The organism is Burkholderia sp. USMB20 (genome assembly GCF_000949135.2).
In the GTDB taxonomy this organism is placed as follows: Bacteria; Pseudomonadota; Gammaproteobacteria; order Burkholderiales; family Burkholderiaceae; genus Burkholderia.
In genome coordinates this window covers 1-23838 of sequence record NZ_JTAN02000012.1, presented here as the reverse complement: position 1 = coordinate 23838, position 23838 = coordinate 1, and the positions used below count along the sequence as shown (strand labels likewise).

Sequence of the window (23838 nt, the reverse complement as noted above, 5' to 3'; positions counted from 1 at the left end):
AGGTTTTTTCACTTCAGGGTGGGATCGCGACAGAACATTCTTCTGCCGCTTCGCGCGGCGCCGGGCCGCCGTGGGCGTGCCGTGTTGCGCAGCCGCATCATGCAATCGATTCATCAATGGATTCGTACAATGAATTTGTTTATTGAATGACCAACCGGGACAATACCGGCTTCGCGCGCGCGCGACATGCGCGCCCGCCGTTTCCGAAGCGAGTTCCCCGATGGCCCGTCCCCGTTTCCTTCCCGACAACTTCACGCTCGCGCTCGTCGGCACCGTCGTGCTCGCGAGCCTGCTGCCGTGCCGCGGCCCGGCCGCCCATGCGTTCAACTGGGCGACCAACATCGCGGTCGGCCTGCTGTTCTTCCTGCACGGCGCGAAGCTGTCGCGCGAAGCCGTCGTCGCGGGCGCGACCCACTGGCGGCTGCATGCGGTCGTGCTGCTCAGCACGTTCGCGCTGTTCCCGCTGCTCGGCCTCGCGCTGAAGCCCGTGCTGCAGCCGCTCGTCACGCCGACGCTGTATGCCGGCGTGCTGTTCCTGTGCACGCTGCCGTCGACCGTCCAGTCGTCGATCGCGTTCACGTCGATCGCGAAGGGCAACGTGCCGGCCGCCGTGTGCGCGGCATCGGCGTCGAGCCTGCTCGGGATCTTCGTGACGCCGGCGCTCGTCGGGCTGATGATCACGTCGCAGTCGGCCGCGGCCGCGTCGCCGTGGAGCACCATCGGCAGCATCGTGATGCAGCTGCTCGTGCCGTTCATCGCCGGCCAGCTGCTGCGGCCCGTGATCGGCGGCTGGATCGAACGCAACCGCGGCGTGCTGCGCTTCGTCGACCAGGGCTCGATCCTGCTCGTCGTCTACGTCGCGTTCAGCGAGGCCGTGAACCAGGGGCTGTGGCACCAGATTCCGGCGCGCGCGCTCGGCGGCCTGCTGGTCGTCAACGTCGTGCTGCTCGTGATCGCGCTGGGGCTGACCGCGTTCGTCAGCAAGCGGCTCGGCTTCAACCGGGCCGACCAGATCACGATCATCTTCTGCGGGTCGAAGAAGAGCCTCGCGGCCGGCGTGCCGATGGCGAAGGTGATCTTCTCCGCGCAGGCGGTCGGCGCGATCGTGCTGCCGCTGATGCTGTTCCACCAGATCCAGCTGATGGCCTGCGCGGCGCTCGCGCAACGCTGGGGCGCGCGCGACACGAGCGGCGAGCGCGACGGCGACGCGGGTGCGGCCGGTGCCGCACGCGGGCGCGGTGCGCTGAGCGCGGGCAAGCGCTGACGCGGGAGGCTGCGCGGCCGGCATGGCTGGCCGCGCTGGGGTGTTCGTCTTGTTCCTTTCGTCCCTGCCTCTCGCCTCTCGCCTCTCGCCTCTCGCCTCTCGCCTCTCGCCTCTCGCTTCTCGCTTCTCGCTTCTCGCTTCTCGCTTCTCGCTTCCCGCTTCCCGCTTCCCGCTTCCCGCTTCCCGCTTCCCGCTTCCCGCTTCCCACTTCCCGCCTCCCCGCCGCGCAGCCCGCCGCGACGCATGCACCATCGACGCGCATCGCGTCACGAAATCTTCATTCAATTCTCCGCGCGCACTGCCGTTAAAGTCGGGCGTCCCGTCGTCTCGGCCGCCTTCGTCCATGCCCGCGCCCCATCCCGACTCGCCCGCCGCCCCCACCACCCGCCTGATCGCGGAACGCGCGCTCGCGGCCGTGTTCCAGCCGATCGTCGATCTCGGGTCGGGCACGGTCGTCGGCTACGAAGGCCTGATCCGCGGCCCGCGCGGCACCGACCTCGAGCCGCCGGCCGCACTGTTCGCGCAGGCCGCCCGCGACGGCACGACCGTCGCGCTCGAACAGGCGGCCGCGCGCACCTGCCTCGACGCATTCGCGGCGCTCGGCTGCGACGGCAAGCTGTTCCTCAACTTCAGCGCGGGCACGATCCTGCAACTCGCGCGCGAACGCGAGCGCGCGCGGCAACTGCTCGTGCGCGCGCGGATCGGCGCCGAGCGCATCGTGATCGAGCTGACGGAGCAGACCGCGCTGCCGGACGTCGCGCGCATCGGGCCGGCGGTCGCCTCGCTGCGCGACGCCGGCATCCAGTTCGCGCTCGACGACTACGGCACCGCGAACGCGAGCATGAACCTGTGGCTGCGCCTGCACCCGGATGTCGTGAAGATCGACCGCTTCTTCATCCACGACATCGCGCGCGATCCGCTCAAGTTCGAGGCGGTCAGGGCGATGCAGCACTTCGCGCAGGCAAGCGGCGCGCAACTGATCGCGGAAGGGATCGAGAACGAGTGCGACCTGCTCGTCGTGCGCGACATGGGCATCGGCTGCGTGCAGGGCTTCCTGCTCGGCCGGCCGGACGCGCAACCCTCGCCGGTCGTCGCGCCGGCCGCGCGCGACGCGATCCGCGCCCCTCACATCGCGGTGTTTCCCGGTGCGACCCGCGCCGTGCGGCCGGCCGGCACGATCGCGGCGAAGATGCTCGTCGCCGCGCCGGCGCTGCCGCGCGACGCGACCAGCAACGACGTGCTCGACCTGTTCAACCGGATGCCCGCGCTGCACGCGGTCGCACTCGTCGAACGCGGCCGGCCGGTCGCGCTCGTGAACCGGCGCGGCTTCATCGACCGCTTCGCGCTGCCGTACCACCGCGAGGTGTTCGGGAAGAAGCCGTGCCTGCAGTTCGCGAACGACGCGCCGCTGATGATCGACAACGCGACGACGGTCGAGCAGCTCGCGATGCTGCTCGCGAGCCACGACCAGCGCTACCTCGCGGACGGCTTCGTGATCACCGAACACGGCCGCTACGTCGGGCTCGGCACCGGCGAAAGCCTCGTGCGCGCGGTGACCGAAATGCGCATCGAGGCCGCGCGCTACGCGAATCCGCTGACGTTCCTGCCCGGCAACATCCCGATCAGCGCGCATATCGAGCGCCTGCTGGCGCGCGACGCCGGCTTCCACGCGTGCTACGTCGACCTGAACCAGTTCAAGCCGTTCAACGACCAGTACGGCTACTGGCAAGGCGACGAAGTGCTGAAGTTCGCGGCGACGGTGCTGGCCGGCGTGTGCGATCCGCAACGCGACTTTCTCGGACACGTCGGCGGCGACGATTTCCTCGTGCTGTTCCAGCGCGACGACTGGCACGCGCGCGCGGCCGACGCGATCGCGCGCTTCAACGACGGCGCGCAGCGCTTCTATACGCAGGCCGACCGGCTGGCGGGCGGGCTGCGCGGCGAGGACCGCTACGGCAACCCCGCGTTCTTCGGCTTCGTGACGATGGCGATCGGTGTGGTCGGCGTGCCGGCCGGCGCGAACGGCGCGATACGCTACGGCAGCGACGAGATCGCATCGGTCGCGGCGCTCGCGAAGCGGCGCGCGAAACAGCAGCCGGGCGGGCTCGCGGTCGTCGATCTGGACGCGGGCCGCGCGGCGCTGCGCGATCGCGGCGAGCCGCCGCACGCGGCGGCAGGCTGAGTGGCGGGCGGTTGCCGGTCGCAGGCAGGTCGCCAGCCCGCCCGAGCGACGTTGCGGTGCCGCGCCGGCCGGGCCGGGCCGCGCCCCGGCAAGCGCCGGCGATCGCCCGCCGCCCCCGTTCACGCCGGGCAGCGGAACGTGCCCGACGCTCCACCTGCCGGCACCGCCACATTCCGCGTGATCACCTTGCCTTTTCCGCGTTTTGTTTAGTATTTTTAGTAACGGCGTTTTCGCAGATTAGCTCGCAAAAACCCGCTATTTCCGGGTATTCCCCGGTTATCCGGCCCGAATTAGGCGCCGCGTTTACTATACAATCGCCGTCACCCTAAACAAACCGGATCCCGAACGATGGGCACCACCATTCGCGACGTAGCGCGGGCGGCAGAGGTCTCGATCGGCACCGTCTCCCGCGCGCTGAAAAACCAGCCGGGCCTGTCCGAAGCCACGCGAGCGCGCATCGTCGAGATCGCGCAGCGGCTCGGCTATGACCCGGCCCAGTTGCGGCCGCGCATCCGCCGGCTCACCTTCCTGCTGCACCGCCAGCACAACCGCTTTCCCGCCAGCCCGTTCTTCTCGCACGTGCTGCACGGCGTCGAGGACGCGTGCCGCGAGCGCGGCATCGTGCCGACGCTGCTCACGGTCGGCCCGAACGACGACGTGCTGCGCCAGATGCGCCCGCACGCGCCCGACGCGATCGCGGTGGCCGGCTTCATCGAGCCCGAGACGATCGAGGCGCTCGCCGCGACCGGCCGGCCGCTCGTGCTGATCGACCTGTGGGCGCCCGGCCTGCGCTCGGTGAACATCGACAACGCGACGGGCGCGGCGCTCGCGATGCGTCACCTGCTCGCGATCGGCCGCTCGCGGATCGCGTTCATCGGCGGCTCGGCCGCGCACTACAGCATCGCGCAGCGCGCGATCGGCTACCGGCGCGCGTTCTTCGAGGCCGGGCGGCTGTTCGATCCCGCGTACGAAGTGACGATCGACGCCGGGCTCGACCCCGACACCGGCGCCGCGCGGGCGATGCAGCAGCTGCTCGACGCGCCGGGCCCGCGCCCGGACGCCGTGTTCGCGTACAACGACGCCGCCGCGCTGGCCGCGCAGCGCGTGTGCCTCGCGCGCGGCGTGCGGATTCCGGAAGACATCGCGATCGTCGGCTTCGACGACATCCCGGCCGCCGCGCACGCGAACCCGCCGCTCACGACGCTCGCCGTCGACAAGGAAGCGCTCGGCCGCCGCGGCGTCGAACTGCTGCTCGCGGAAGCCCCCGAGCGCACCGAGATCTCCCTGCCCGTCGAGCTGATCGTACGGGCCAGCAGCCAGCCCGCCGGCTCACCGGCGCTCGATACCGCCACGGTCACCGAATCATGAACATGCCCCCGGCCCAATCCCGCACGGCCACGCCGGCCAACCACGCGCAAGCGGCACCGTTCGTCGCGAGCTTCCGCGATCCGTCGTTCCTGCTGTCGCACGTCGAGGACACGCTGCGGTTCTACGCGACGAACGCGTTCGACCCGACGGGCGGCTTCCACCACTATTTCCGCGACGACGGCAGCGTCTACAACCGCACGTCGCGACATCTGGTCAGCAGTTGCCGGTTCGTCTTCAACTACGCGATGGCGTACCGGCATTTCGGCGATCCGCGCCATCTCGACTACGCGCGCCACGGGCTGCGCTTCCTGCGCGACGCGCACTGGGACGAGGCGCTGCAAGGCTACGACTGGGAGCTCGACTGGCGCGACGGCACGAAGCACGCGACGCTCGACGGCACGCGCCATTGCTACGGGCTCGCGTTCGTGCTGCTGGCCGCCGCGCACGCGACGATGGCCGGCATCGACGAAGCGCGCGCGCTGATCGCGTCGACCTACGAGCTCGCCGAACACCGCTTCTGGGATGCGGCCGCCGGCCTCTACGCGGACGACGCGACGCCGAACTGGATCGTGTCGTCGTACCGCGGCCAGAACGCGAACATGCACATGACGGAAGCGTTGCTCGCGGCGTACGAGGCGACCGGCCACCTCACCTACCTCGACCGCGCGGAAAAGCTCGCGACCCACATCACGCAGCGCCAGGCCGCGCTGTCGGGCGGCCTCGTGTGGGAGCACTACCACGCGGACTGGTCGATCGACTGGGACTACAACAAGGAAGACAGCTCGAACATCTTCCGTCCGTGGGGCTTCCAGCCCGGGCACCAGACCGAATGGGCGAAGCTGCTGCTGATCCTGGAGCGGCACCGCCCGCTCGACTGGCTCGTGCCGCGCGCGGCCGAGCTGTTCGACGCGGCGCTCACGCACGCGTGGGACGCCGATCACGGCGGCCTCTGCTACGGCTTCGGCCCCGACTTCACGATCTGCGACCACAACAAGTATTTCTGGGTGCAGGCGGAGACCTTCGCGGCGGCCGCGATGCTCGGCGCGCGCACCGGCAGCGAGCGTTTCTGGGATTGGTACGACGAGATCTGGCGCTACAGCTGGGCGCATTTCGTCGATCACCGCTACGGCGCGTGGTACCGGATCCTCACCTGCGACAACCGCAAGTACAGCGACGAGAAAAGCCCGGCCGGCAAGACCGACTATCACACGATGGGTGCGTGCTACGACGTGCTCGCGACCCTCGCGCGCGCGGCGCGCAGCGAGCCGACGCAATGAGCGGCGGCACCTTTCCGGCCTTCGTGTCGGCGGGCGACATCCTGACCGACATGGTGCGCGCAGGCGACGCGCAGTGGACCTCGGTGCCGGGCGGCGCCGGCTGGAACGTCGCGCGCGCGGTCGCGCGGCTCGGCCTGCCGAGCGCGCTCGCGGGCGCGATCGGCGAGGACTGCTTCTCCGACGTGCTGTGGCGCACCAGCGAGGCCGCCGGGCTCGACCTGCGCTTCCTGCAGCGGGTCCCGCGTGCGCCGCTGCTGGCGATCGTCCACGAGACGCGGCCGCCCGCGTACTTCTTCATCGGCGAAGCGAGCGCGGACCTCGCGTTCGACCCGGCGCGGCTGCCGGCCGGCTGGGCCGGGCACGTGAAATGGGCGCACTTCGGCTGCATCAGCCTGGTGCGCGAGCCGCTCGCGGGCACGCTCGTCGCGCTGGCGGCCGACCTGCACGCGCGCGGCGTGAAGATCAGCTTCGATCCGAACTACCGGAACCTGATGACGGCCGCGTACCGGCCGACGCTGGAGAAGATGGCCGCGCTCGCCGACCTGATCAAGGTCTCCGACGAGGACCTGCGCCACCTGTTCGGCGGCGACGGCCCCGACGCGGTCGCGGCGGTGCGCGCGCTGAATCCGCGCGCGGCCGTGCTCGTCACGCGCGGCGCGCAGGCGGCGACGCTGTACGCGGACGGCGACGTGCTCGAGGCCAGCCCGCCGCGCGTCGAGGTGGTCGACACCGTCGGCGCCGCGACGCGTCGATCGGCGGCATGCTGTTCAGCCTGATGGCCGCGCCGCAGCGGTCGTGGCGCGAGCATCTCGCGTTCGCGCTCGCGGCGGGCGCCGCCGCATGCCGGCACACGGGCGCGCACGCGCCGACGCTCGACGAGGTCGTCGCGCTGCTCGAAGGGTGACGGGATGATGACGGCGCGCTGATCGGTCGCCGATATGCGGCGCTGTACATGCTGCGCCGCAGTGCTACGATGAAGTGTCCTATTGCGGGAGAGGCACGATGGACACGAACACGTTCACGAAGGGCATCTACACGGCCAAGGCGCATACGCAGCACGCCGCCAACGGACAGTTCCAGGGCTACGTGATCCTCGCCCGGGACGACGGCGACGAGACGGAGAACGTGCGCTACGACGTCCACACGACGAGTCCGAGCGAGGAAGAGGCGTTCGACGAGGCGAAGGCGCTCGCGCACCGGATCCTCGGCGAAATCGAGCTTTGACGCGCGAATCGTCATGCGCGATCCGTCGCGCGCCGAACCTTCACGCGCGCGCCGCGGCCGGACCGCGACGCGCCGCCGCATCCGGCACGGCTCAGAGCAGCCGCGCCACCACCGACACCAGCATCGTCAGCACCAGTGTCGACATGAACGGGAACGGATAACGCCGCCCGCCGAGCGTCAGCGTGACGTCGCCCGGCATCCGCCCGATGCCGAACTTGCCGAGCCACGGCCAGCAGCGCGTCAGGATCATCACCGCGACGAACGACGCCATCAGCCAGCGCAGCATCCCGTGCTCCCGTCAGAGCGCGTGCGAGCGGTCGCCGCGCGCGAACGCGTCGAGCGTGCCGTCGATGCCGCGCGAGAACGCGATCACCTTGAACAGCTCGCCCATCTCGGCTTCCGAGATCAGCTTCTGCACCGCGTTCGCGGCCGGCAGGAACTGGTGGATGTCGGACGGATCGATCGCGGCGAGCGCGTCGGTGATGCCCGCGTTCAACAGGAAACGCGCCTGCGACGTGTAGCCGAGCAGGTCCGCGCCGGTCGCGACGCCCGCGTCGTAGATGCCGGTGAATTCGACGTGCGCGGTGATGTCCTGCAGGCCCGGGTACAGGAAGGCGTCGTCGTGCGCGTGGTGGCGGTAGTGGCACATCAGCGTGCCGCGGTCGCGCTGCGGGTGGTAGTACTCGTGCGCGGGGAAGCCGTAGTCGACCAGCAGCACCGCGCCGCGCCCGAGCATCGTGCACACGGTGCGCGTGAACGCCAGCGCGGCTTCATGTGTTTCGGTCACGTAGCCGTCGTCGACGTCGAGCGTCGCGAGCACCGGCGGCAGGCCGGCCGCGCCCACGGGCCGGTCGTCGAACACGAACGCGTGCCGCGCGTCGAGCGCGACGCCGCGCTCGCGCCACGCGCCGCCCGCCTTCGCGAAGAGGCGCACCGGCATCGCGTCGAGCACCTCGTTGCCGATCACGACACCGTCGAAGCGCTCGGGCAGCGCGTCGAGCCAGCGTACTTTCCCGGCGAGCGCCGACGCAGCCGCCGCGATCGTGTCGCGCTGCCGTTCGCGCAGTTCGCCGGACAGGTCGACGATCAGGTATTCGTCGAGCTCGACGCCGAGCGCATCGAGCGCCGCGAGCAGCCCGGCCGCGAGCTTGCCGGTGCCCGCGCCGAATTCCATCACGCGGCGCGTGCCGCTCGCCTCGAGCGCGTCGGCGACGGGATTCGCGAGCGTCTGCGCGAACAGCGGCGACAGCTCGGGGGCCGTGACGAAGTCGCTGCCGTCGTCGGCGCGGCGCCCGAACTTGCGCGCGCCGCCGCTGTAATAGCCGAGGCCGGGCGCGTACAGCGCGCGCTCCATGAAGCGGTCGAACGGCAGCCAGCCGCCGGCCGCCGCGATCTCGTCGCGCAGTTGCGCGGCGAGGGTTTCGGACTGCGCGAGCGCGTCAGGGCCGGGAGCAGGTAAACTAGCGGGTTCGTGAGCTTTCGGGTTCATCCCGGCATTGTAAATGACCGTTTCAGCCGATACGTCGCCCCCGCGCATCGCGCTCGTCGCGGGCGCGCTGGGCAGCGCGGCCGACGCCGCGTCGCTCGGCCGCGCGCTCGCGACCGGATTCGCGCAGCGCGGCTGGGACGTCGCGCTGCAGCGCAGTCCCGGCGCGCCGCGCGCGGCTGGCGACGCGCTGGTCGCCGAAGTCGCCGCACTGGGCCGCCGCGCGGCCGTGCTCGACGCCGATCTGGCCCTGGAAGCCGATGCGGCCGCGCTCGTCGCCGCATGCGGCGCGGCGCTCGGCCGGCCCGCCTGTGCGGTGTTCGTGAGCGCTTGCGCCGGCACCGACGACGCGCATACCGTGGACGGCGCGTCGCTCGCCGGCGCGCTCGCGCGCAACGTGACGGCGCCGCTCGCGCTGGCCCGCGCGCTCGCCGACGCGACGCCCGATGCCGCGCGCGACGACGAATCGCTGCGCGCCTGCGCGATTCACGTGCTGGATCAGGCCCTGTTTCACCCGGCGCCGGCGCAGCTGTCGCACGCGCTGATGCAGGCCGCGCTGAACCGCGCGACCTCGGCGCTCGCGCTGGCGCTGGCGCCGAAGGTGCGCGTCGCGGCGCTCGTGCGCGGCCACGCGCCGCACGCGAACGACATCGCGGCGGCGGCCTGCTATCTCGCGAGCGCGCCCGGCGTCACGGGCGCGACGCTGACCGTCGACGGCGGCGAGCACCTGGTGCCGCCCGCCGCCGGCCCGAATGACTGAACTGCGCGGAGCGCGCGGCCCGACCGCCGCCGCCCGCGCCGCTTTGCGTGCGTGCACGCCAATTTGACTGGGACGACCATGTTTTCCGCTCTCCTGCACCCCCGCCTCGCGGACTGCCGCAGGCTCTACCTGCGCGACTACGAGGTGCACATCAACATCGGGGCCTTCGAACACGAGAAGCGCGGCGAGCAGCGCGTCGTCATCAACATCGACCTGTTCGTGCCGCTCGCGCTGTCCACCCCCGTCGACGACCGGCTGCATGAAGTCGTCGACTACGACCTGATGAAGCAGAGCGTCGCGCAGTGCCTGGCGCGCGGCCACATCCACCTGCAGGAAACGCTGTGCGACGCGATCGCCGCGAACCTGCTGGCGCACGACACCGTGCGCGCGGTACGCGTCTGTACCGAGAAACCGGACGCCTATCCGGACTGCGACGCCGTCGGCGTCGAAGTCTTTCGCATCAAGGACGAGGAGCGCGCATGAACGCCCCCCACATGAACGACACGGCGGCCGATGGCGCCGCCATCGAAGCCACCGCCGCCGACACCGGCCGCCGCGCGCTGACGCGCCGCGAGCAGAAGGAAGCGTACGAGAACAACAAGCTGTTCAAGCGGATCGTGCGCCAGGTCGGCCAGGCGATCGGCGACTACAACATGATCGAGCAGGGCGACAAGGTGATGGTGTGCCTGTCGGGCGGCAAGGACAGCTACGCGATGCTCGACGTGCTGCTGCGCCTGCGCGAGCGCGCGCCGATCGACTTCGACATCGTCGCGGTCAACCTCGACCAGAAGCAGCCGGGCTTCCCCGAGCACGTGCTGCCCGAGTACCTGACGCAGATCGGCGTGCCGTTCCACATCGAGAACCAGGACACCTACAGCATCGTCAAGCGGCTCGTGCCCGAAGGCAAGACGACCTGCTCGCTGTGCTCGCGGCTGCGCCGCGGGATCCTGTACCGCGTGGCGGGCGAGCTCGGCGCGACCAAGATCGCGCTCGGCCATCACCGCGACGACATCCTGCAAACCTTGCTGCTCAACATGTTCTACGGCGGCAAGCTGAAGGGGATGCCGCCGAAGCTGCAGTCGGACGACGGCCGGAACGTCGTGATCCGCCCGCTCGCGTACGTGAAGGAAACCGATCTCGAGAAATACGCGGAGCTGCGCGAATTCCCGATCATCCCGTGCAACCTGTGCGGCAGCCAGCCGAACCTGAAGCGCGCGGAAATGAAGGCGCTGATCCGCGAATGGGACAAGCGCTTCCCGGGCCGCGTCGACAACATGTTCAGCGCGCTCGCGAACGTCGTGCCGTCGCACCTGATGGATACGACCCAGTTCCCGTTCGCGTCGCTGCGCGCGACCGGAGAAGCCGATCCGCAGGGCGACATCGCGTTCGACGAGGAGCCGTGCGCGTCCGGCGAAGATACCGCCGTGCCGGGGGCCGCGAAACCGATCTCGATCGTCCAGTTCGACGACCTGTGAGCAGGGCGGGAACATGCGCCGGCGCGGGGGCGCAAGCCCCCTTTCCGGCACTGTCGCCCCGTCGCGACAGGCCCGGAACGCCAGGGGCCGCATGCTAAAATGGACGGCTTCGAACTCCTCTGACAAGCTGGCGCCATGAATATCGTGATTTTGGCGGCAGGCACCGGCAAGCGCATGCGTTCCGCGCTGCCGAAAGTGCTCCACCCCCTGGCCGGCAGGCCGCTCCTCTCCCACGTCATCGCCACCGCGCGCACGCTGCAGCCGTCGCGGCTCGTCGTCGTCGTCGGTCATGGCGCCGAGCAGGTCCAGGCCGCCGTCGCCGCGCCCGACGTCCAGTTCGCGGTACAGGCCGAGCAGCTCGGCACCGGCCACGCGGTGCGCCAGGCGCTGCCGCTGCTCGATCCCGCGCAACCGACGCTGGTGCTGTACGGCGACGTGCCGCTCACCCGCGCGTCGACGCTGCGGCGTCTGGTCGACGCCGCGCGCGAGGGCCGCTACGGGATTCTGACGGTCACGCTCGACGATCCGACCGGCTACGGCCGCATCGTGCGCGACGCGTCCGGCTTCGTCACGCGCATCGTCGAGCAGAAGGATGCGTCGCCCGAGCAACTGAAGATCGCCGAGATCAACACCGGCATCATCGTCACGCCGACGGCCCAGCTGTCGATGTGGCTCGGCGCGCTGAAGAACGAGAACGCGCAGGGCGAGTACTACCTGACCGACGTCGTCGAACTCGCGATCGAGGCCGGCTTCGAGATCGTCACGGCGCAGCCCGACGAGGACTGGGAAACGCTCGGCGTGAACAGCAAGGCGCAGCTCGCGGAACTCGAGCGCATCCATCAGCGCAACGTCGCCGATGCGCTGCTCGTCGACGGCGTCACGCTCGCCGATCCGGCGCGCCTCGACGTGCGCGGCACGCTCCGGTGCGGCCGCGACGTGTCGATCGACGTGAACTGCGTGTTCGAAGGCAACGTGACGCTCGCCGACAACGTGACGATCGGCGCGAACTGCGTGATCCGCAACGCGTCGATCGGCGCGGGCACGCGCATCGACGCGTTCACGCACATCGACGGCGCCGAACTCGGCGCGCACACCGTGATCGGCCCGTACGCGCGGCTGCGCCCGGGCGCGCAGCTCGCGGACGAAGCGCACGTCGGCAACTTCGTCGAGGTGAAGAACGCGGTGATCGGCCACGGTTCGAAGGCGAACCACCTGACCTACATCGGCGATGCCGACATCGGTGCGCGCGTGAACATCGGCGCCGGCACGATCACCTGCAACTACGACGGCGCGAACAAGTTCCGCACCGTGATCGAGGACGACGTGTTCGTCGGCTCGGACACGCAGCTCGTCGCGCCGGTGCGCGTCGGCCGTGGCGTGACGATCGCGGCCGGCACGACGATCTGGAAGGACGTCGCCGAGGGCGTCCTCGCATTGAACGAGAAGACGCAGACCGCGAAGAGCGGCTACGTCCGACCGGTCAAGAAGAAAAATTAACATCATGCGGGCGCCGCGCGGCGTCCGTATCCACATTGAGAGGGTAGATTTTCATGTGCGGCATTGTCGGCGCAGTTGCGCAGCGTAATATCGTTCCGGTGCTGATCGAAGGATTGCGGCGCCTCGAATACCGTGGCTATGACTCGTGCGGCGTCGCCGTGCTCGAGCCGGACGCGCCGAAGCGCGCACGCAGCGTCGCGCGCGTCGCCGATCTCGACGCGCAGGTGCAGGAATCGCACCTCGAAGGCACGACCGGCGTCGCGCACACGCGCTGGGCGACGCACGGCGCGCCCGTCACGCACAACGCACACCCGATCTTCTCGTCGAACGCGCTCGCGCTGGTGCACAACGGCATCATCGAGAACTTCGAGACGCTGCGCGACGCGCTGCGCGCGAAGGGCTACGAATTCGTGTCGCAGACCGACACCGAAGTGATCGCGCACCTCGTGCACAGCCTGTATCGCGGCGACCTGTTCGAGGCCGTGCGCGAAGCCGTGCAGCAGCTGCACGGCGCGTATGCGATCGCGGTGACCCACAAGGACCAGCCGCACATCGTCGTCGGCGCGCGCCAGGGTTCGCCGCTCGTCGTCGGCCACGGCGACGGCGAGAACTTCCTCGCCTCCGACGCACTGGCGCTGGCCGGCAGCACCGACCATTTCACGTTCCTCGAGGAAGGCGACGTGTGCGAGCTGTCGCTCGACGGCGTGAAGATCGTCGACCGCCACGGCGCGCTCGCGCAGCGCGAGATCCGCGTGGTCAGCGCATACGGCGGCGCGGTCGAGCTGGGCCCGTATCGCCACTTCATGCAGAAGGAAATCTTCGAGCAGCCGCGCGCGATCAGCGATACGGTGCCGCAAACCGAAGCGTTCGACGCGACGCTGTTCGGCGACGCGGCCCCCGCCGCGTTCGCGGACATCGACAGCCTGCTGATCCTCGCGTGCGGCACGAGCTACTACTCGGGCCTCACCGCGAAGTACTGGCTCGAATCGATCGCGAAGATTCCGACCCAGGTCGAGATCGCGAGCGAATACCGCTACCGCGAGTCGGTGCCGAACCCGCGCCAGCTGGTGCTGGTGATCTCGCAGTCGGGCGAGACGGCCGACACGCTCGCCGCGCTCAAGCACGCGCAGTCGCTCGGCCACACGCACACGCTCGCGGTGTGCAACGTCGCGACGAGCGCGATGGTGCGCCTCACCGAGATGCAGTTCCTGACGCACGCGGGCACCGAGATCGGCGTCGCGTCGACCAAGGCGTTCACGACCCAGCTCGTCGCGCTGTTCGTGCTGGCCGCGACGCTCGGCAAGCTGCGCGGGCACGTCGACGCCGCGCAGGAAGCGCAATTCCTGAAGGAGCTGCGCCACCTGCCGGCCGCGCTGAACAGCGTGCTCGCGCTCGAGCCGCAGATCATCGCGTGGTCGGAGGAATTCGCGCGCAAGGAAAACGCGCTGTTCCTCGGCCGCGGGCTGCACTACCCGATCGCGCTCGAAGGCGCGCTGAAGCTGAAGGAAATCTCGTACATCCACGCGGAGGCCTATCCGGCCGGCGAACTGAAGCACGGCCCGCTCGCGCTCGTCACGGAAGCGATGCCGGTCGTCACGGTCGCGCCGAACGACACGCTGCTCGAGAAGCTGAAGTCGAACATGCAGGAAGTGCGCGCGCGCGGCGGCGAGCTGTACGTGTTCGCGGATGCCGACACGCAGATCGTCAACGACGACGGCCTGCACGTGATCCGGATGCCGGAACACTACGGCCAGCTGTCGCCGATCCTGCACGTCGTGCCGCTGCAGCTGCTCGCGTATCACACCGCGTGCGCGCGCGGCACCGACGTCGACAAGCCGCGCAACCTCGCGAAGTCGGTGACGGTGGAGTAACGCCGGCTTGCCGGGCTGCGTAGCGGCGGGAAGCAGGCCATTCGGCCAGGTCGAAATATGTACCACATAGTGGTATATAATCCTGTGCTGACTCGACTGGCTCGACATGTCTGCTTCCGTACGACGCGTATTCAAGACGAAGTGGTTTCACAAGGCAGCAGGAAAAGCGGGAATCGCCGATGGCGAACTGTGCCGCGCGGTGCGCGAGCTGGCGCGGGGCCAGGGCGTCGATCTCGGCGGCAACGTCTGGAAAAAGCGCCTGGACGGAAATCGGCAGCGCGGCATCGTGCTGGGCAAGCTCGGGCATACGTGGGTGTTCGTGTTCCTGTTCGCGAAGCGCGACCGTGACGACATCGACGCTCGCGAACTGCGCGCCTTCAAAAAGCTCGCTGCGGACGTCGGTCGGCGCACCGACGTCGACATCGAGACACTGGTCGCACTGAACGAGTGGGTGGAGATTTGCAATGGCTAAGAGCCGATTCAAGACCGACGCGACGGAGGCGGTCCACAGCGCCGCGTCGGGCCTCTATCGCGCACGGCTGATCGACAAGAAGACGATGCGCGAATACGACGCACTATGCATCGAAGCGGCGCCGAAGTTCGATCCGGAAGAAATTGCCCGCATCCGCAAGTCGGTCAACGTCAGCCAGAGCGTGTTCGCGCTCTACCTGAACACGACGACGTCGACGATCCGCCAATGGGAACAGGGCGACAAGCGGCCGAGCGGCATCGCCGCGCGCATGCTGCAGATCGTCGAGAAGCACGGGCTCGAGGTATTTTCCTGAACCGCGTTCCCCGAACGCCGATGAGCGGCCGCCGCCCCGGGCACCGCAACACGACGCAAGCCGCAAGCAAGATGACGGAGAGACCATGGTAAGACTGTTTGGATGCGGATTGCTGGCGCTGAGCTTCGCGTCGACGGGCTGGGCGACCGAGCACTACGTCGAAGTCTGGAACCCGCCCGAGGCGCGCGTGCCGGCGGCACGTACGCCGACCCCGCGCGCGGCCGCCGACGCGCACGCCGGCAACAAGACCGCGGAAAAGCACGCGAGCGTGCAGCCGAAGGTCGCCGTCAAGCCGCACAAGCGCCGCGTCGCACAAGCCGTGAAAACCGCGCCGCATCGACCGACCGCCGCGACGGTCGATGCGCCCGCCGCGCCGCGCCCGGTCGCGCAGCCCGCGCCGGGCCGGCTCACCGTGATGCAGCCGACCGTGCCCGACACGCCGCACGCACTCGGCTACTCCGATATCCCGCGGCAATACACGCCGGACGGCAACGTGCTGCGCGTCGGCGCGAGCCGCCGTTCCGCGGAGGTGACGCGATAATGGAAGCGCAGACCTATCACGGCTACCAGATCTGGGGCCATTCGATCCTGCAGCAGGACGAAATCCTGCAGCCCGAGCGCTTCGCGGCGAGCGGCACGATCACGCAGAACAACCGGCTCGTCGAAGCGTCGGGCGTGCTCGGCGTGTTCGATACCGAGGACGAAGCGCGCGAAGCGGGGCTCGAATGGGCCCGCGCGTGGATCGACAGCCATCGCTGAACGGCCCGCGAACCGTCAACGCAAGTAACAAGGGGCGTCCACGACGCCCCTTTTTGCATTCGGCCCCGCCCGCTCAGGCGACGGGCCGCGGCGGCGGCACGACCGTCCGGGGCCGGCCGACGAGCCGCGCGAGCACGACGATCGCAACCAGTGTGACCAGGTACGCGGCGATCTGGATCCCCGCCGGACGCGCGGTATAGCCGATCAACGTATGCAGCGCCTTGCCGACGATGCTCGTTTCCTTGAGCAGCCACGAGGTATCCCAGACCGCGTCGCCCCACGACGGCACGAGGCCCGCGGCAAGCAGGAAGCCGACGCACTGGCTCGCCATCCCTGCCGCGAGCAGCACGATCAGCGCATTGGTGACGGAAAACAGGCGCTTGAGCGGAATCTGCAGCAGGCCCGCATACATCGCATAACCGAGCCCGGCGCCGCCCAGCACGCCGAGCAGCCCGCCGACGATCATCTGCGGCGTCTGTCCCGGATCGCCCGCCGCGATGCCGTACAGGAACAGCACGGCCTCGGAGCCTTCGCGCAATACCGCGACGCCGACCACGATCGCGAGCCCCGTCAGCGGCCGGCTGCCGGCCGCGACGGCCCGCCCGACCTCGCCCATGTGCAGCGCCATCTCGCGGCCGTGGCGGCTCATCCAGATGCAATGCCACGCGAGCATCAGCGTCGCGACGAACATCACGCCCGCGTTGAAGACTTCCTGCCCCATGCCGGATGCCCACTGCGAGATCACGTCGGCGAACGCGGCGATCAGGCCGGCGCCGATCACGCCGCCGACGAGCCCGCCGCCGACCCACCAGCCGCGCCGCGGCACGCCCTTCGTGGCGGCCATCACGATCGAGACCACCAGCGCGGCCTCGAGCACTTCACGAAAGACGATCAGGGCAGTAGACAGCATGGCGATATCCGCTTACTTGACGGTCAGGTGCGTCTTCGACTGCGCTTCGTGATACTCGTCGTGGAACTCGTAGGTGCCGGCCTTCAGCGGCCCGACGAGGATCTCGACCGACTTGCCGGCCGGCACGACCTTCTCTGCCTTGAAATCGTCGCTTTCGAATTCCGCGGGCGTCGCGTCGAGGTTCTTCACGACGAACTTCACCTTCTTGCCGGCCGGAATCGTCACGCCGTCGGGCGAGAACTTGTGGTCCTTCAGGGTCAGGTTGACGACGTCGTCGGCAGCGAAGGCGGACGTTGCCGATGCGCCCAGCAGGGCCAGTGCGAAACCGAAAGCGAAGCGATTCATATGGGTAACGAAATGAAATATCGAGGGGGAACCGATAGTAAGATCGATTCGCATTTCCCTCCCGAAGTACCCTTACTGTCGGCATGGGCATCGGGCGTCGTCGACGCGACACGCACCTTGTCGTGCAAGGCTCCGCCAGATTTCGCCGACAATGCGCGACCGTCAATCGGGAAAAATTCGGACTGACGTACATCCGCGGATTACGATTCGTCTGACATCAGCTTTACAAACAGCTTGTGCGATACCGAACGCGACGAATGGCTTGACCTTCCCACCATGGCAAGCTTCATGCTGGCGACGTTTGTGAATCGCCACCCAACCCAGGAGAACACGATGGAATTCGAAGTCCAGGACATGACCTGCGGCGGCTGCGCCAACGCCATCACGCGTGCCGTGACGGCAGCCGACCCCGCTGCGAAGCTCGACATCGACGTGGCCGCGAAGACGGTCAAGGTCGAATCGGCGCAAGGCGCCGAACGCGTGCAGTCGATCATCGAAGCCGCGGGCTTTCACCCGGCGCTGCGCACGGCTTGACGCGCGCATGCGCAGCACGGGCGCGGCGCCCGTCGGCACCGCGCCCGCACACCGGCCGCGTCAGCGCAGCCGGATCAGCGTCGACTTCAGTTCGGTGTACTTCTCGAGCGCATGCAGCGACTTGTCGCGGCCGTTGCCCGACTGCTTGTAGCCGCCGAACGGGAAGTTCATGTCGCCGCCTTCGTCGTAGCAGTTCACCCACACGGTGCCCGCGCGCAGCCGGCGCGACACGTCGTGCGCGGTCGTCAGGTCCGACGTCCACACCGCCGCCGCGAGCCCGTACTCGGTATCGTTCGCGATCCGCACCGCCTCGTCGACATCGTCGAACACGATCACCGACAGCACGGGACCGAAGATCTCCTCGCGCGCGATCTTCGCATCGGGCTTCACCTCGAACACCGTCGGCTCGACGTAGAAGCCGCCCGTCTCCGCCTTCACGCGCGCACCGCCCGTGACGAGCGTGCCTTCCTTGCGCCCGGCGTCGATGTAGCCGAGCACGCGCTCGAGCTGGATGCCGTCGACGATCGCGCCCATCGATACCGACGGATCGAGCGGGTTGCCCGGCACGTACGCACGCGCGGCCGCGACCAGCTTCTCGATGAACGCGTCCTTGATGTCGCGATGCACGAGCAGGCGCGAGCCGGCCGTGCACATCTCGCCCATGTTGTAGAAGATCGCGCCGGCCGCGGCCTGCGCGGCGCGGTCGAGGTCCGGGCAATCGGGCAGCACGATGTTCGGCGACTTGCCGCCGAGTTCGAGCCATGCGCGCTTCAGGTTCGACTGCGCGGCGTACTGCATGATCAGCTTGCCGACTGCCGTGGAGCCGGTGAACGCGATGCAGTCGACGTCGCGATGCAGCGCGAGCAGCTTGCCCGGTTCGCCCGCGCCCGGCACGACGTTGAACACGCCGGCCGGGATGCCGGCCTCGTACGCGAGCTGCGCGACGCGGATCGCAGTGAGCGGCGATTTCTCCGACGGTTTCAGCACGACGCTGTTGCCGGCCGCGAGCGCCGGGCCGAACTTCCATGCGGCCATCAGGATCGGGAAGTTCCACGGCACGACGGCCGCGACCACGCCGACCGGCTCGCGCGTGACGAGACCGACGAGATGATGGTCGGCCGGCGCGACTTCGCCGCCGACCTTGTCGATCGCTTCGGCGAACCACTCGACGCAATACGCGGCGCCCGGCACGTCGACCGTCGTCGTGTCGCCGATCGGCTTGCCGGCGTCGAGCGTCTCGAGCAGCGACAGTTCGTCGAGATGCTCGCGCATCAGTGCGGCCCAGCGCAGCAGCACGGCCTTGCGCGCGCGCGGGTTCAGTCCGGCCCACACGCCGGCGTCGAACGCGCGGCGGGCGGCCGCGACGGCGGCGTTCACGTCGGCCTCGCCGCAATCGGCCACCTTCGCGAGCACGCGGCCGTCGATCGGGCTCACGCAGTCGAACGTCTTGCCGCCGTGCGCGTCGCGCGACGCGCCATCGATGAATGCGCGCCCCTCGATCTCGAGCGACGCCGCCTTGTCCTGCCAGTCAGCCAAAGTCAACTTGTTCATTCAGGATGCCTCAACGGTTGTAGCATTCGCGCTGCGGCACGCCGTGCAACGGCAACGCTGCCGGCGGTGGCGAATGCGGTGATGCGCGGTCAGAAGGTGGCCGGCGAATTGGCCGACACGACCTCGCAGAGCTGTTCCGCGCTGGGATTGCGAAAACGGTGCGGCAAACGGCTTTCGAAGTAGTAGCCGTCTCCGGGGTCGAGCAGCCAGGTCGCGCCGTCGACGGTGAGCTCGAGCCGGCCCGACACGACCACGCCACCCTCGTGCCCCGCGTGCACGAGCATCTCGGGCCCCGTATCGGCGAGCGGCTGGTAGACCTCGCGCATGATGCACATGTTGCGGTCCTTCACGCCCGCGCCGACGAGGTGAAACGCGAGCGCGTCGTTGCCGAGGTTCGGCATCTCGTCACGTCGCGACACGACCGAGCGCGATTCGACCAGCTCGAACGTGAAGAACTCCGCGAGACTCATCGGGATGCATTCGAGCAGTTTCTTCAGCGAGCCGACCGACGGGCTCACGCGCCCCTGTTCGATCAGCGAGATCGTGCCGTTGGTCACGCCGGCCCGCTTCGCGAGTTCGCGCTGCGACAGGCCATGCTTGTTGCGCACGAAACGCAGGCGCTCGGCGACTTCGGTGGACATCGATTCGGTTTCGGACACGATAGAAGTGCGGTGAAAAAGTGAAACGACGCGTTGGACAGCATTGAGCAGCCGTTGAATATTCTAATCACTTTATGCCGCACATCAGCGGGGAAAACCCTGAAAGGCGTTCGAAATAATGAACACCTCGTGCGTCATTCCATTTACGAATATTTTGTTCGCAGTGCCTCGGGAAAGCCCTGACACGAGACCGTCAAAAAACATTTGACGCCGTTTTTGGCTCGTATATGCTGGCTCTCAGGTCAGCGTCATTGGCCATTCATCGGCACCGAAAAACGTTATTGCAACGTAAAAATTGATGCCCATCAATGTAAATGACGCAGGCCGGGCACCTTGATTATTTTAAACGCCTCGCGCGCCGAAACGATCAGGTGTTCAATACTTTCAACAAACCAGTCGAGTGTAATCGTGAGAGTCCGTGGCCCTCTGGTGAGGTGGGATCGAGGCGATGTGCGAAGTTTGCGCAGCGCTGCTCCCGCTTCCGATGGCAGTTGCGGCTGGCATAGTCCTCGCCTGCTGCATCTGTCGATCTACACCATCCTGTCCCGTCGTTCCGTTCGCCGTCACAACGCCGTTTCCGCACGCGCGTTCGTGGCCGTCGATACCGACGAAGTCGCGTCGCTGCTGCCATAGCGCCTCTCCTCCTTTTCTCGTCGTTCGTTTCAACTGCCTGTTCGTCAGCCGCGTCGTCTGCGCGGTGACGGAACGCGTTCGCGCATTCATTGCCGCGTCGCACGGCACAACGAAACGAACGATGGCCTGACCGTCGCGCGCAGCGCGGATCGCCATGCGAACCCGTTGCGCCCATTCACCAGCGGCCTTGCGCGTTTCGCGAGGCTGCGGGGTCGTGTCGCGCCTGCATTTTGCGGTTTTCTCGCGTCATGCACGCAACGGCCCTACGGACAACTGATTGACGTCATGGAAAGGAAACCCCTCGTCGGCATCACCGCCGACTTCACGCAGATCGGCGCACATGCGTCGCACACGGTCGGCGACAAGTACGTCGCGGCGATCGTCGACGGCGCACACGCGCTCGCGATGGTGCTGCCCGCGCTCGGCGATCGCCAGTCGGTCGACGACGTGCTCGCCACGGTCGACGGCCTGTTGTTTACCGGCAGCTATTCGAACGTCGAGCCGCACCTGTATGGCGGCGAGCCGAGCGCGCCCGGCACGAAGCACGATCCCGCACGCGACGCGACGACGCTGCCGCTGCTGCGCGCGGCGATCGTCGCGGGCGTGCCCGTGCTGGCCGTGTGCCGCGGCTTCCAGGAGCTGAACGTCGTTTGCGGCGGCACGCTGCATCAGCGCGTGCACGACGTGCCGGGCCTCGCCGATCACCGCGAGGACGACGACGCGCCGATGGACATGCAATACGGCCCCGCGCACGTCGTGCACCTGACGCCCGGCGGCGTGCTGCACACGCTCGCCGGCGGCCGCGACGACGTGCACGTGAACTCGCTGCACAAGCAGGGCATCGCGCAGCTCGGTTCCGGCCTCGCCGTCGAAGCCGTCGCGCCGGACGGCCTGATCGAGGCCGTCAGCGTCGTCGATGCCCCGGCCTTCGCCCTCGCCGTGCAGTGGCACCCGGAATGGCGGCATGCGCATGACCCGCTGTCGAGCGCGATCTTCCGCGCCTTCGGCGACGCCTGCCGCGCGCGCCGCGACGCCCGCACACGTGCCACGGCCGCCGCCGCGCTCGCCTGAGCGCGCCGCCCCACATAACGAGAACAGACATGCAAGACATCGAAGACTTTCTGAAGCAGCACCGGATCACCGAGATCGAAGCGATCATTCCCGACATGGCCGGCATCGCGCGCGGCAAGATCACGCCGCGCAACAAGTTCACGTCCGGCGAATCGATGCGGCTGCCGCAGGCCGTGATGGTGCAGACCGTCACCGGCGACTATCCGGAAGACGGCTCGCTGACCGGCGTGACCGATCCCGACATGGTGTGCGTGCCCGACACGTCGACCATTCGCCTGATCCCGTGGGCCGTCGATCCGACCGCGCAGGTGATCCACGACTGCGTGCACTTCGACGGCTCGCCGGTCGAGATCTCGCCGCGCTACGTGCTGCGCCGCGTGCTCGACCTCTACAAGGCGAAGGGCTGGAAGCCGGTCGTCGCGCCGGAGCTCGAGTTCTACCTGGTCGACATGAACAAGGACCCGGACCTGCCGCTGCGTCCGCCGGTCGGCCGCACGGGCCGCCCCGAGACGGGACGCCAGTCGTATTCGATCGAGGCGGTCAACGAGTTCGACCCGCTGTTCGAGGACATCTACGAGTACTGCGAAGCGCAGAACCTCGACATCGACACGCTGATCCACGAAGTCGGCGCCGCGCAGATGGAGATCAACTTCATGCACGGCGACGCGCTGTCGCTGGCCGACCAAGTGTTCCTGTTCAAGCGCACGGTGCGCGAGGCCGCGTTGCGCCACAACATGTACTCGACCTTCATGGCCAAGCCGATGGAAAACGAGCCGGGCTCGGCGATGCACGTGCACCAGAGCATCGTCGACGAGGAAACGGGCCGCAACCTGTTCACGTCGCCGGAAACGGGCGGCGCGACCTCGCTGTTCTACAACTACCTCGCGGGGCTGCAGAAGTACACGCCCGCCCTGATGCCGATCTTCGCGCCGTACATCAACTCGTATCGCCGGCTGTCGCGCTTCATGGCCGCGCCGATCAACGTGCAGTGGGGCTACGACAACCGCACGGTCGGCTTCCGCATCCCGCACTCGGGCCCGGCCGCGCGCCGCATCGAGAACCGGATTCCGGGCGTCGACTGCAACCCGTACCTCGCGCTCGCGGCGACGCTCGCGGCCGGCTATCTCGGCATGACGCAGCGTCTCGAGCCGACCGAACCGCTCGTCAGCGACGGCTACGAGCTGCCGTACCAGCTGCCGCGCAACCTCGAGGAAGGGCTCACGCTGATGGCCGCGTGCGAGCCGCTCGGCGAGATTCTCGGCCACAAGTTCCTGAAGGCGTATTTCGCGCTGAAGGAAACCGAATACGAAGCGTTCTTCCGCGTGATCAGTTCGTGGGAACGCCGCCATCTGCTGCTGCACGTCTGAGCGTGCACACGACCGAATACGGAATCACGGAGGAAACATGACGTACCGCAACGAATCTGCCTGGATCCAGCCGGCCGCGCCGGCCACCGCACCGCGCACGACGCAGGCACGCTCGACCGCCGAATACCGCGCGCTCGACGCCGCGCACCACATCCATCCCTTCTCGGACATGGGTGCGCTCAATCGCGCGGGCAGCCGCGTGATCGTAAAGGCCGACGGCGTCTATCTGTGGGACTCGGACGGCAACAAGGTCATCGACGGGATGGCCGGCCTCTGGTGCGTGAATGTCGGCTACGGCCGCAAGGAACTTGCCGATGCCGCATATCGCCAACTGCAGGAACTGCCGTTCTACAACACGTTCTTCAAGACGACGCACCCGCCGGTGATCGAACTGTCGGCGATGCTCGCCGAAGTGACGCCCGCGGGTTTCAACCACTTCTTCTATTGCAACAGCGGCTCGGAAGGCAACGACACCGTGCTGCGCCTCGTGCACCAGTACTGGCGCGTGCAGGGCAAGCCGCAGAAGAAATACGTGATCTCGCGCAAGAACGGCTATCACGGCTCGACGATCGCGGGCGGCACGCTCGGCGGGATGGGCTACATGCACGAGCAGATGCCGTCGAAGGTCGAGAACATCGTGCACATCGACCAGCCGTATTTCTTCGGCGAAGCGCAAGCCGGCGAGACGCCCGAAGCGTTCGGCCTCGCACGCGCGCAGCAGCTCGAGGCGAAGATCCTAGAGCTCGGCGCGGAGAACGTCGCGGCGTTCATCGGCGAGCCGTTCCAGGGCGCGGGCGGCGTGATCTTCCCGCCGTCGACG

25 protein-coding genes and 1 pseudogene are annotated in these 23838 nt (G+C 68.4%); 20 read left to right on the top strand and 6 right to left on the bottom strand.

What is annotated here, in order from left to right; all coding sequences use genetic code 11:
* Positions 1-220: 220 nt before the first annotated feature.
* The 6 genes and pseudogenes from PL79_RS13250 (at position 221) to PL79_RS13220 (ending at position 7315) form a co-directional block, all read left to right on the top strand.
* Positions 221-1264: a bile acid:sodium symporter family protein gene (locus tag PL79_RS13250; RefSeq protein WP_044846146.1), complete on the top strand. Its 1044-nt coding sequence runs from the start codon at positions 221-223 to the stop codon at positions 1262-1264.
* 343 nt (positions 1265-1607) lie between these two features.
* A complete protein-coding gene (locus tag PL79_RS13240; RefSeq protein ID WP_044846145.1) occupies positions 1608-3446 on the top strand; it encodes an EAL domain-containing protein in 1839 nt (612 codons plus the stop codon).
* Between the two features lie 348 nt (positions 3447-3794).
* Positions 3795-4814: a LacI family DNA-binding transcriptional regulator gene (locus tag PL79_RS13235; protein ID WP_044846144.1), complete on the top strand. Its 1020-nt coding sequence runs from the start codon at positions 3795-3797 to the stop codon at positions 4812-4814.
* Complete coding sequence (locus tag PL79_RS13230) at positions 4811-6091, top strand: AGE family epimerase/isomerase (RefSeq protein ID WP_044846143.1); 1281 nt, start codon at positions 4811-4813, stop codon at positions 6089-6091. The genes PL79_RS13235 and PL79_RS13230 overlap by 4 nt, the downstream gene beginning before the upstream one ends.
* Positions 6088-6995: pseudogene (locus PL79_RS13225) on the top strand (carbohydrate kinase family protein). Before PL79_RS13230 ends, PL79_RS13225 begins: the two are co-directional and overlap by 4 nt.
* A 98-nt stretch (positions 6996-7093) precedes the next feature.
* Positions 7094-7315: a hypothetical protein gene (locus tag PL79_RS13220; protein ID WP_044849082.1), complete on the top strand. Its 222-nt coding sequence runs from the start codon at positions 7094-7096 to the stop codon at positions 7313-7315.
* A gap of 91 nt (positions 7316-7406) precedes the next feature.
* Here PL79_RS13220 and PL79_RS13215 read toward each other — a convergent pair whose 3' ends face one another.
* The gene (locus PL79_RS13215) at positions 7407-7601 is read right to left on the bottom strand and encodes a DUF2905 domain-containing protein (RefSeq protein ID WP_044849083.1); all 195 of its coding nucleotides are present in this window, start codon (positions 7599-7601) and stop codon (positions 7407-7409) included.
* Between the two features lie 12 nt (positions 7602-7613).
* Positions 7614-8804, bottom strand: a complete 1191-nt coding sequence (locus tag PL79_RS13210) for a class I SAM-dependent methyltransferase (RefSeq protein ID WP_044849084.1) — start codon at positions 8802-8804, stop codon at positions 7614-7616.
* Positions 8805-8817: 13 nt separating this feature from the next.
* Here PL79_RS13210 and PL79_RS13205 point away from each other — a divergent pair, with 13 nt between their 5' ends.
* From PL79_RS13205 to PL79_RS13165, 9 genes are all read left to right on the top strand, one after another.
* On the top strand, positions 8818-9561 hold the full coding sequence (locus PL79_RS13205; RefSeq protein ID WP_044849085.1) for an SDR family oxidoreductase: 744 nt from the start codon (positions 8818-8820) through the stop codon (positions 9559-9561).
* 78 nt (positions 9562-9639) lie between these two features.
* Positions 9640-10044, top strand: a complete 405-nt coding sequence (locus PL79_RS13200) for a dihydroneopterin aldolase (protein ID WP_044849086.1) — start codon at positions 9640-9642, stop codon at positions 10042-10044.
* Positions 10041-11036: a tRNA 2-thiocytidine(32) synthetase TtcA gene (gene ttcA / locus PL79_RS13195; RefSeq protein WP_044849087.1), complete on the top strand. Its 996-nt coding sequence runs from the start codon at positions 10041-10043 to the stop codon at positions 11034-11036. Before PL79_RS13200 ends, ttcA begins: the two co-directional genes overlap by 4 nt.
* A gap of 135 nt (positions 11037-11171) precedes the next feature.
* On the top strand, positions 11172-12533 hold the full coding sequence (glmU, locus tag PL79_RS13190) for a bifunctional UDP-N-acetylglucosamine diphosphorylase/glucosamine-1-phosphate N-acetyltransferase GlmU (RefSeq protein ID WP_044849088.1): 1362 nt from the start codon (positions 11172-11174) through the stop codon (positions 12531-12533).
* 53 nt (positions 12534-12586) lie between these two features.
* Complete coding sequence (gene glmS, locus PL79_RS13185) at positions 12587-14404, top strand: glutamine--fructose-6-phosphate transaminase (isomerizing) (protein WP_044849089.1); 1818 nt, start codon at positions 12587-12589, stop codon at positions 14402-14404.
* Positions 14405-14510: 106 nt separating this feature from the next.
* On the top strand, positions 14511-14876 hold the full coding sequence (locus tag PL79_RS13180) for a type II toxin-antitoxin system RelE/ParE family toxin (RefSeq protein ID WP_044849090.1): 366 nt from the start codon (positions 14511-14513) through the stop codon (positions 14874-14876).
* The gene (locus tag PL79_RS13175) at positions 14869-15189 is read left to right on the top strand and encodes a helix-turn-helix domain-containing protein (RefSeq protein ID WP_044849091.1); all 321 of its coding nucleotides are present in this window, start codon (positions 14869-14871) and stop codon (positions 15187-15189) included. The genes PL79_RS13180 and PL79_RS13175 overlap by 8 nt, the downstream gene beginning before the upstream one ends.
* A gap of 85 nt (positions 15190-15274) precedes the next feature.
* Positions 15275-15730, top strand: a complete 456-nt coding sequence (locus PL79_RS13170; protein ID WP_044849092.1) for a hypothetical protein — start codon at positions 15275-15277, stop codon at positions 15728-15730.
* Positions 15730-15948, top strand: coding sequence for a hypothetical protein (locus tag PL79_RS13165; protein WP_040142345.1), 219 nt, complete (start codon positions 15730-15732; stop codon positions 15946-15948). Before PL79_RS13170 ends, PL79_RS13165 begins: the two co-directional genes overlap by 1 nt.
* 73 nt (positions 15949-16021) lie before the next feature.
* Here the strand turns inward: PL79_RS13165 and PL79_RS13160 are convergent, their stop codons facing one another.
* The gene (locus PL79_RS13160; RefSeq protein ID WP_044849093.1) at positions 16022-16858 is read right to left on the bottom strand and encodes an FTR1 family iron permease; all 837 of its coding nucleotides are present in this window, start codon (positions 16856-16858) and stop codon (positions 16022-16024) included.
* 12 nt (positions 16859-16870) lie between these two features.
* Positions 16871-17203 (bottom strand): cupredoxin domain-containing protein, encoded by a 333-nt coding sequence (locus PL79_RS13155; RefSeq protein WP_011353437.1) that lies wholly within the window; start codon positions 17201-17203, stop codon positions 16871-16873.
* A gap of 333 nt (positions 17204-17536) precedes the next feature.
* Here PL79_RS13155 and PL79_RS13145 point away from each other — a divergent pair, with 333 nt between their 5' ends.
* Positions 17537-17737: a heavy-metal-associated domain-containing protein gene (locus PL79_RS13145; protein ID WP_044849094.1), complete on the top strand. Its 201-nt coding sequence runs from the start codon at positions 17537-17539 to the stop codon at positions 17735-17737.
* 60 nt (positions 17738-17797) lie between these two features.
* On the opposite strand, the gene PL79_RS13140 is transcribed toward PL79_RS13145, so the two are convergent.
* Positions 17798-19288 carry an aldehyde dehydrogenase gene (locus tag PL79_RS13140; protein WP_044849095.1) on the bottom strand — a complete coding sequence of 497 codons (1491 nt, stop codon included), beginning with the start codon at positions 19286-19288 and terminating at the stop codon, positions 17798-17800.
* 89 nt (positions 19289-19377) lie between these two features.
* A complete protein-coding gene (locus PL79_RS13135) occupies positions 19378-19929 on the bottom strand; it encodes a cupin domain-containing protein (protein WP_044849101.1) in 552 nt (183 codons plus the stop codon).
* 468 nt (positions 19930-20397) lie between these two features.
* Between PL79_RS13135 and PL79_RS36610 the strand changes: the two genes are divergently transcribed.
* The 4 genes from PL79_RS36610 to PL79_RS13115 all read left to right on the top strand — a co-directional run.
* A complete protein-coding gene (locus PL79_RS36610) occupies positions 20398-20580 on the top strand; it encodes a hypothetical protein (protein ID WP_006402789.1) in 183 nt (60 codons plus the stop codon).
* A 285-nt stretch (positions 20581-20865) separates the two neighbouring features.
* A complete protein-coding gene (locus PL79_RS13125) occupies positions 20866-21651 on the top strand; it encodes a gamma-glutamyl-gamma-aminobutyrate hydrolase family protein (RefSeq protein WP_044849096.1) in 786 nt (261 codons plus the stop codon).
* A gap of 29 nt (positions 21652-21680) precedes the next feature.
* Positions 21681-23018 carry a glutamine synthetase family protein gene (locus PL79_RS13120; RefSeq protein WP_044849097.1) on the top strand — a complete coding sequence of 446 codons (1338 nt, stop codon included), beginning with the start codon at positions 21681-21683 and terminating at the stop codon, positions 23016-23018.
* A gap of 37 nt (positions 23019-23055) precedes the next feature.
* A partial coding sequence (locus tag PL79_RS13115) for an aminotransferase class III-fold pyridoxal phosphate-dependent enzyme (RefSeq protein WP_135801052.1) occupies positions 23056-23838 on the top strand: 783 nt, incomplete at its 3' end.

Coding starts and splice junctions, on each gene's coding strand:
- PL79_RS13250 (WP_044846146.1), top strand. CDS start 221: ATGGCCCGTCCCCGTTTCCTTCCCGACAACTTCACGCTCGCGCTCGTC.
- PL79_RS13240 (WP_044846145.1), top strand. CDS start 1,608: ATGCCCGCGCCCCATCCCGACTCGCCCGCCGCCCCCACCACCCGCCTG.
- PL79_RS13235 (WP_044846144.1), top strand. CDS start 3,795: ATGGGCACCACCATTCGCGACGTAGCGCGGGCGGCAGAGGTCTCGATC.
- PL79_RS13230 (WP_044846143.1), top strand. CDS start 4,811: ATGAACATGCCCCCGGCCCAATCCCGCACGGCCACGCCGGCCAACCAC.
- PL79_RS13220 (WP_044849082.1), top strand. CDS start 7,094: ATGGACACGAACACGTTCACGAAGGGCATCTACACGGCCAAGGCGCAT.
- PL79_RS13215 (WP_044849083.1), bottom strand. CDS start 7,601: ATGCTGCGCTGGCTGATGGCGTCGTTCGTCGCGGTGATGATCCTGACG.
- PL79_RS13210 (WP_044849084.1), bottom strand. CDS start 8,804: ATGAACCCGAAAGCTCACGAACCCGCTAGTTTACCTGCTCCCGGCCCT.
- PL79_RS13205 (WP_044849085.1), top strand. CDS start 8,818: ATGACCGTTTCAGCCGATACGTCGCCCCCGCGCATCGCGCTCGTCGCG.
- PL79_RS13200 (WP_044849086.1), top strand. CDS start 9,640: ATGTTTTCCGCTCTCCTGCACCCCCGCCTCGCGGACTGCCGCAGGCTC.
- ttcA (WP_044849087.1), top strand. CDS start 10,041: ATGAACGCCCCCCACATGAACGACACGGCGGCCGATGGCGCCGCCATC.
- glmU (WP_044849088.1), top strand. CDS start 11,172: ATGAATATCGTGATTTTGGCGGCAGGCACCGGCAAGCGCATGCGTTCC.
- glmS (WP_044849089.1), top strand. CDS start 12,587: ATGTGCGGCATTGTCGGCGCAGTTGCGCAGCGTAATATCGTTCCGGTG.
- PL79_RS13180 (WP_044849090.1), top strand. CDS start 14,511: ATGTCTGCTTCCGTACGACGCGTATTCAAGACGAAGTGGTTTCACAAG.
- PL79_RS13175 (WP_044849091.1), top strand. CDS start 14,869: ATGGCTAAGAGCCGATTCAAGACCGACGCGACGGAGGCGGTCCACAGC.
- PL79_RS13170 (WP_044849092.1), top strand. CDS start 15,275: ATGGTAAGACTGTTTGGATGCGGATTGCTGGCGCTGAGCTTCGCGTCG.
- PL79_RS13165 (WP_040142345.1), top strand. CDS start 15,730: ATGGAAGCGCAGACCTATCACGGCTACCAGATCTGGGGCCATTCGATC.
- PL79_RS13160 (WP_044849093.1), bottom strand. CDS start 16,858: ATGCTGTCTACTGCCCTGATCGTCTTTCGTGAAGTGCTCGAGGCCGCG.
- PL79_RS13155 (WP_011353437.1), bottom strand. CDS start 17,203: ATGAATCGCTTCGCTTTCGGTTTCGCACTGGCCCTGCTGGGCGCATCG.
- PL79_RS13145 (WP_044849094.1), top strand. CDS start 17,537: ATGGAATTCGAAGTCCAGGACATGACCTGCGGCGGCTGCGCCAACGCC.
- PL79_RS13140 (WP_044849095.1), bottom strand. CDS start 19,288: ATGAACAAGTTGACTTTGGCTGACTGGCAGGACAAGGCGGCGTCGCTC.
- PL79_RS13135 (WP_044849101.1), bottom strand. CDS start 19,929: ATGTCCACCGAAGTCGCCGAGCGCCTGCGTTTCGTGCGCAACAAGCAT.
- PL79_RS13125 (WP_044849096.1), top strand. CDS start 20,866: ATGGAAAGGAAACCCCTCGTCGGCATCACCGCCGACTTCACGCAGATC.
- PL79_RS13120 (WP_044849097.1), top strand. CDS start 21,681: ATGCAAGACATCGAAGACTTTCTGAAGCAGCACCGGATCACCGAGATC.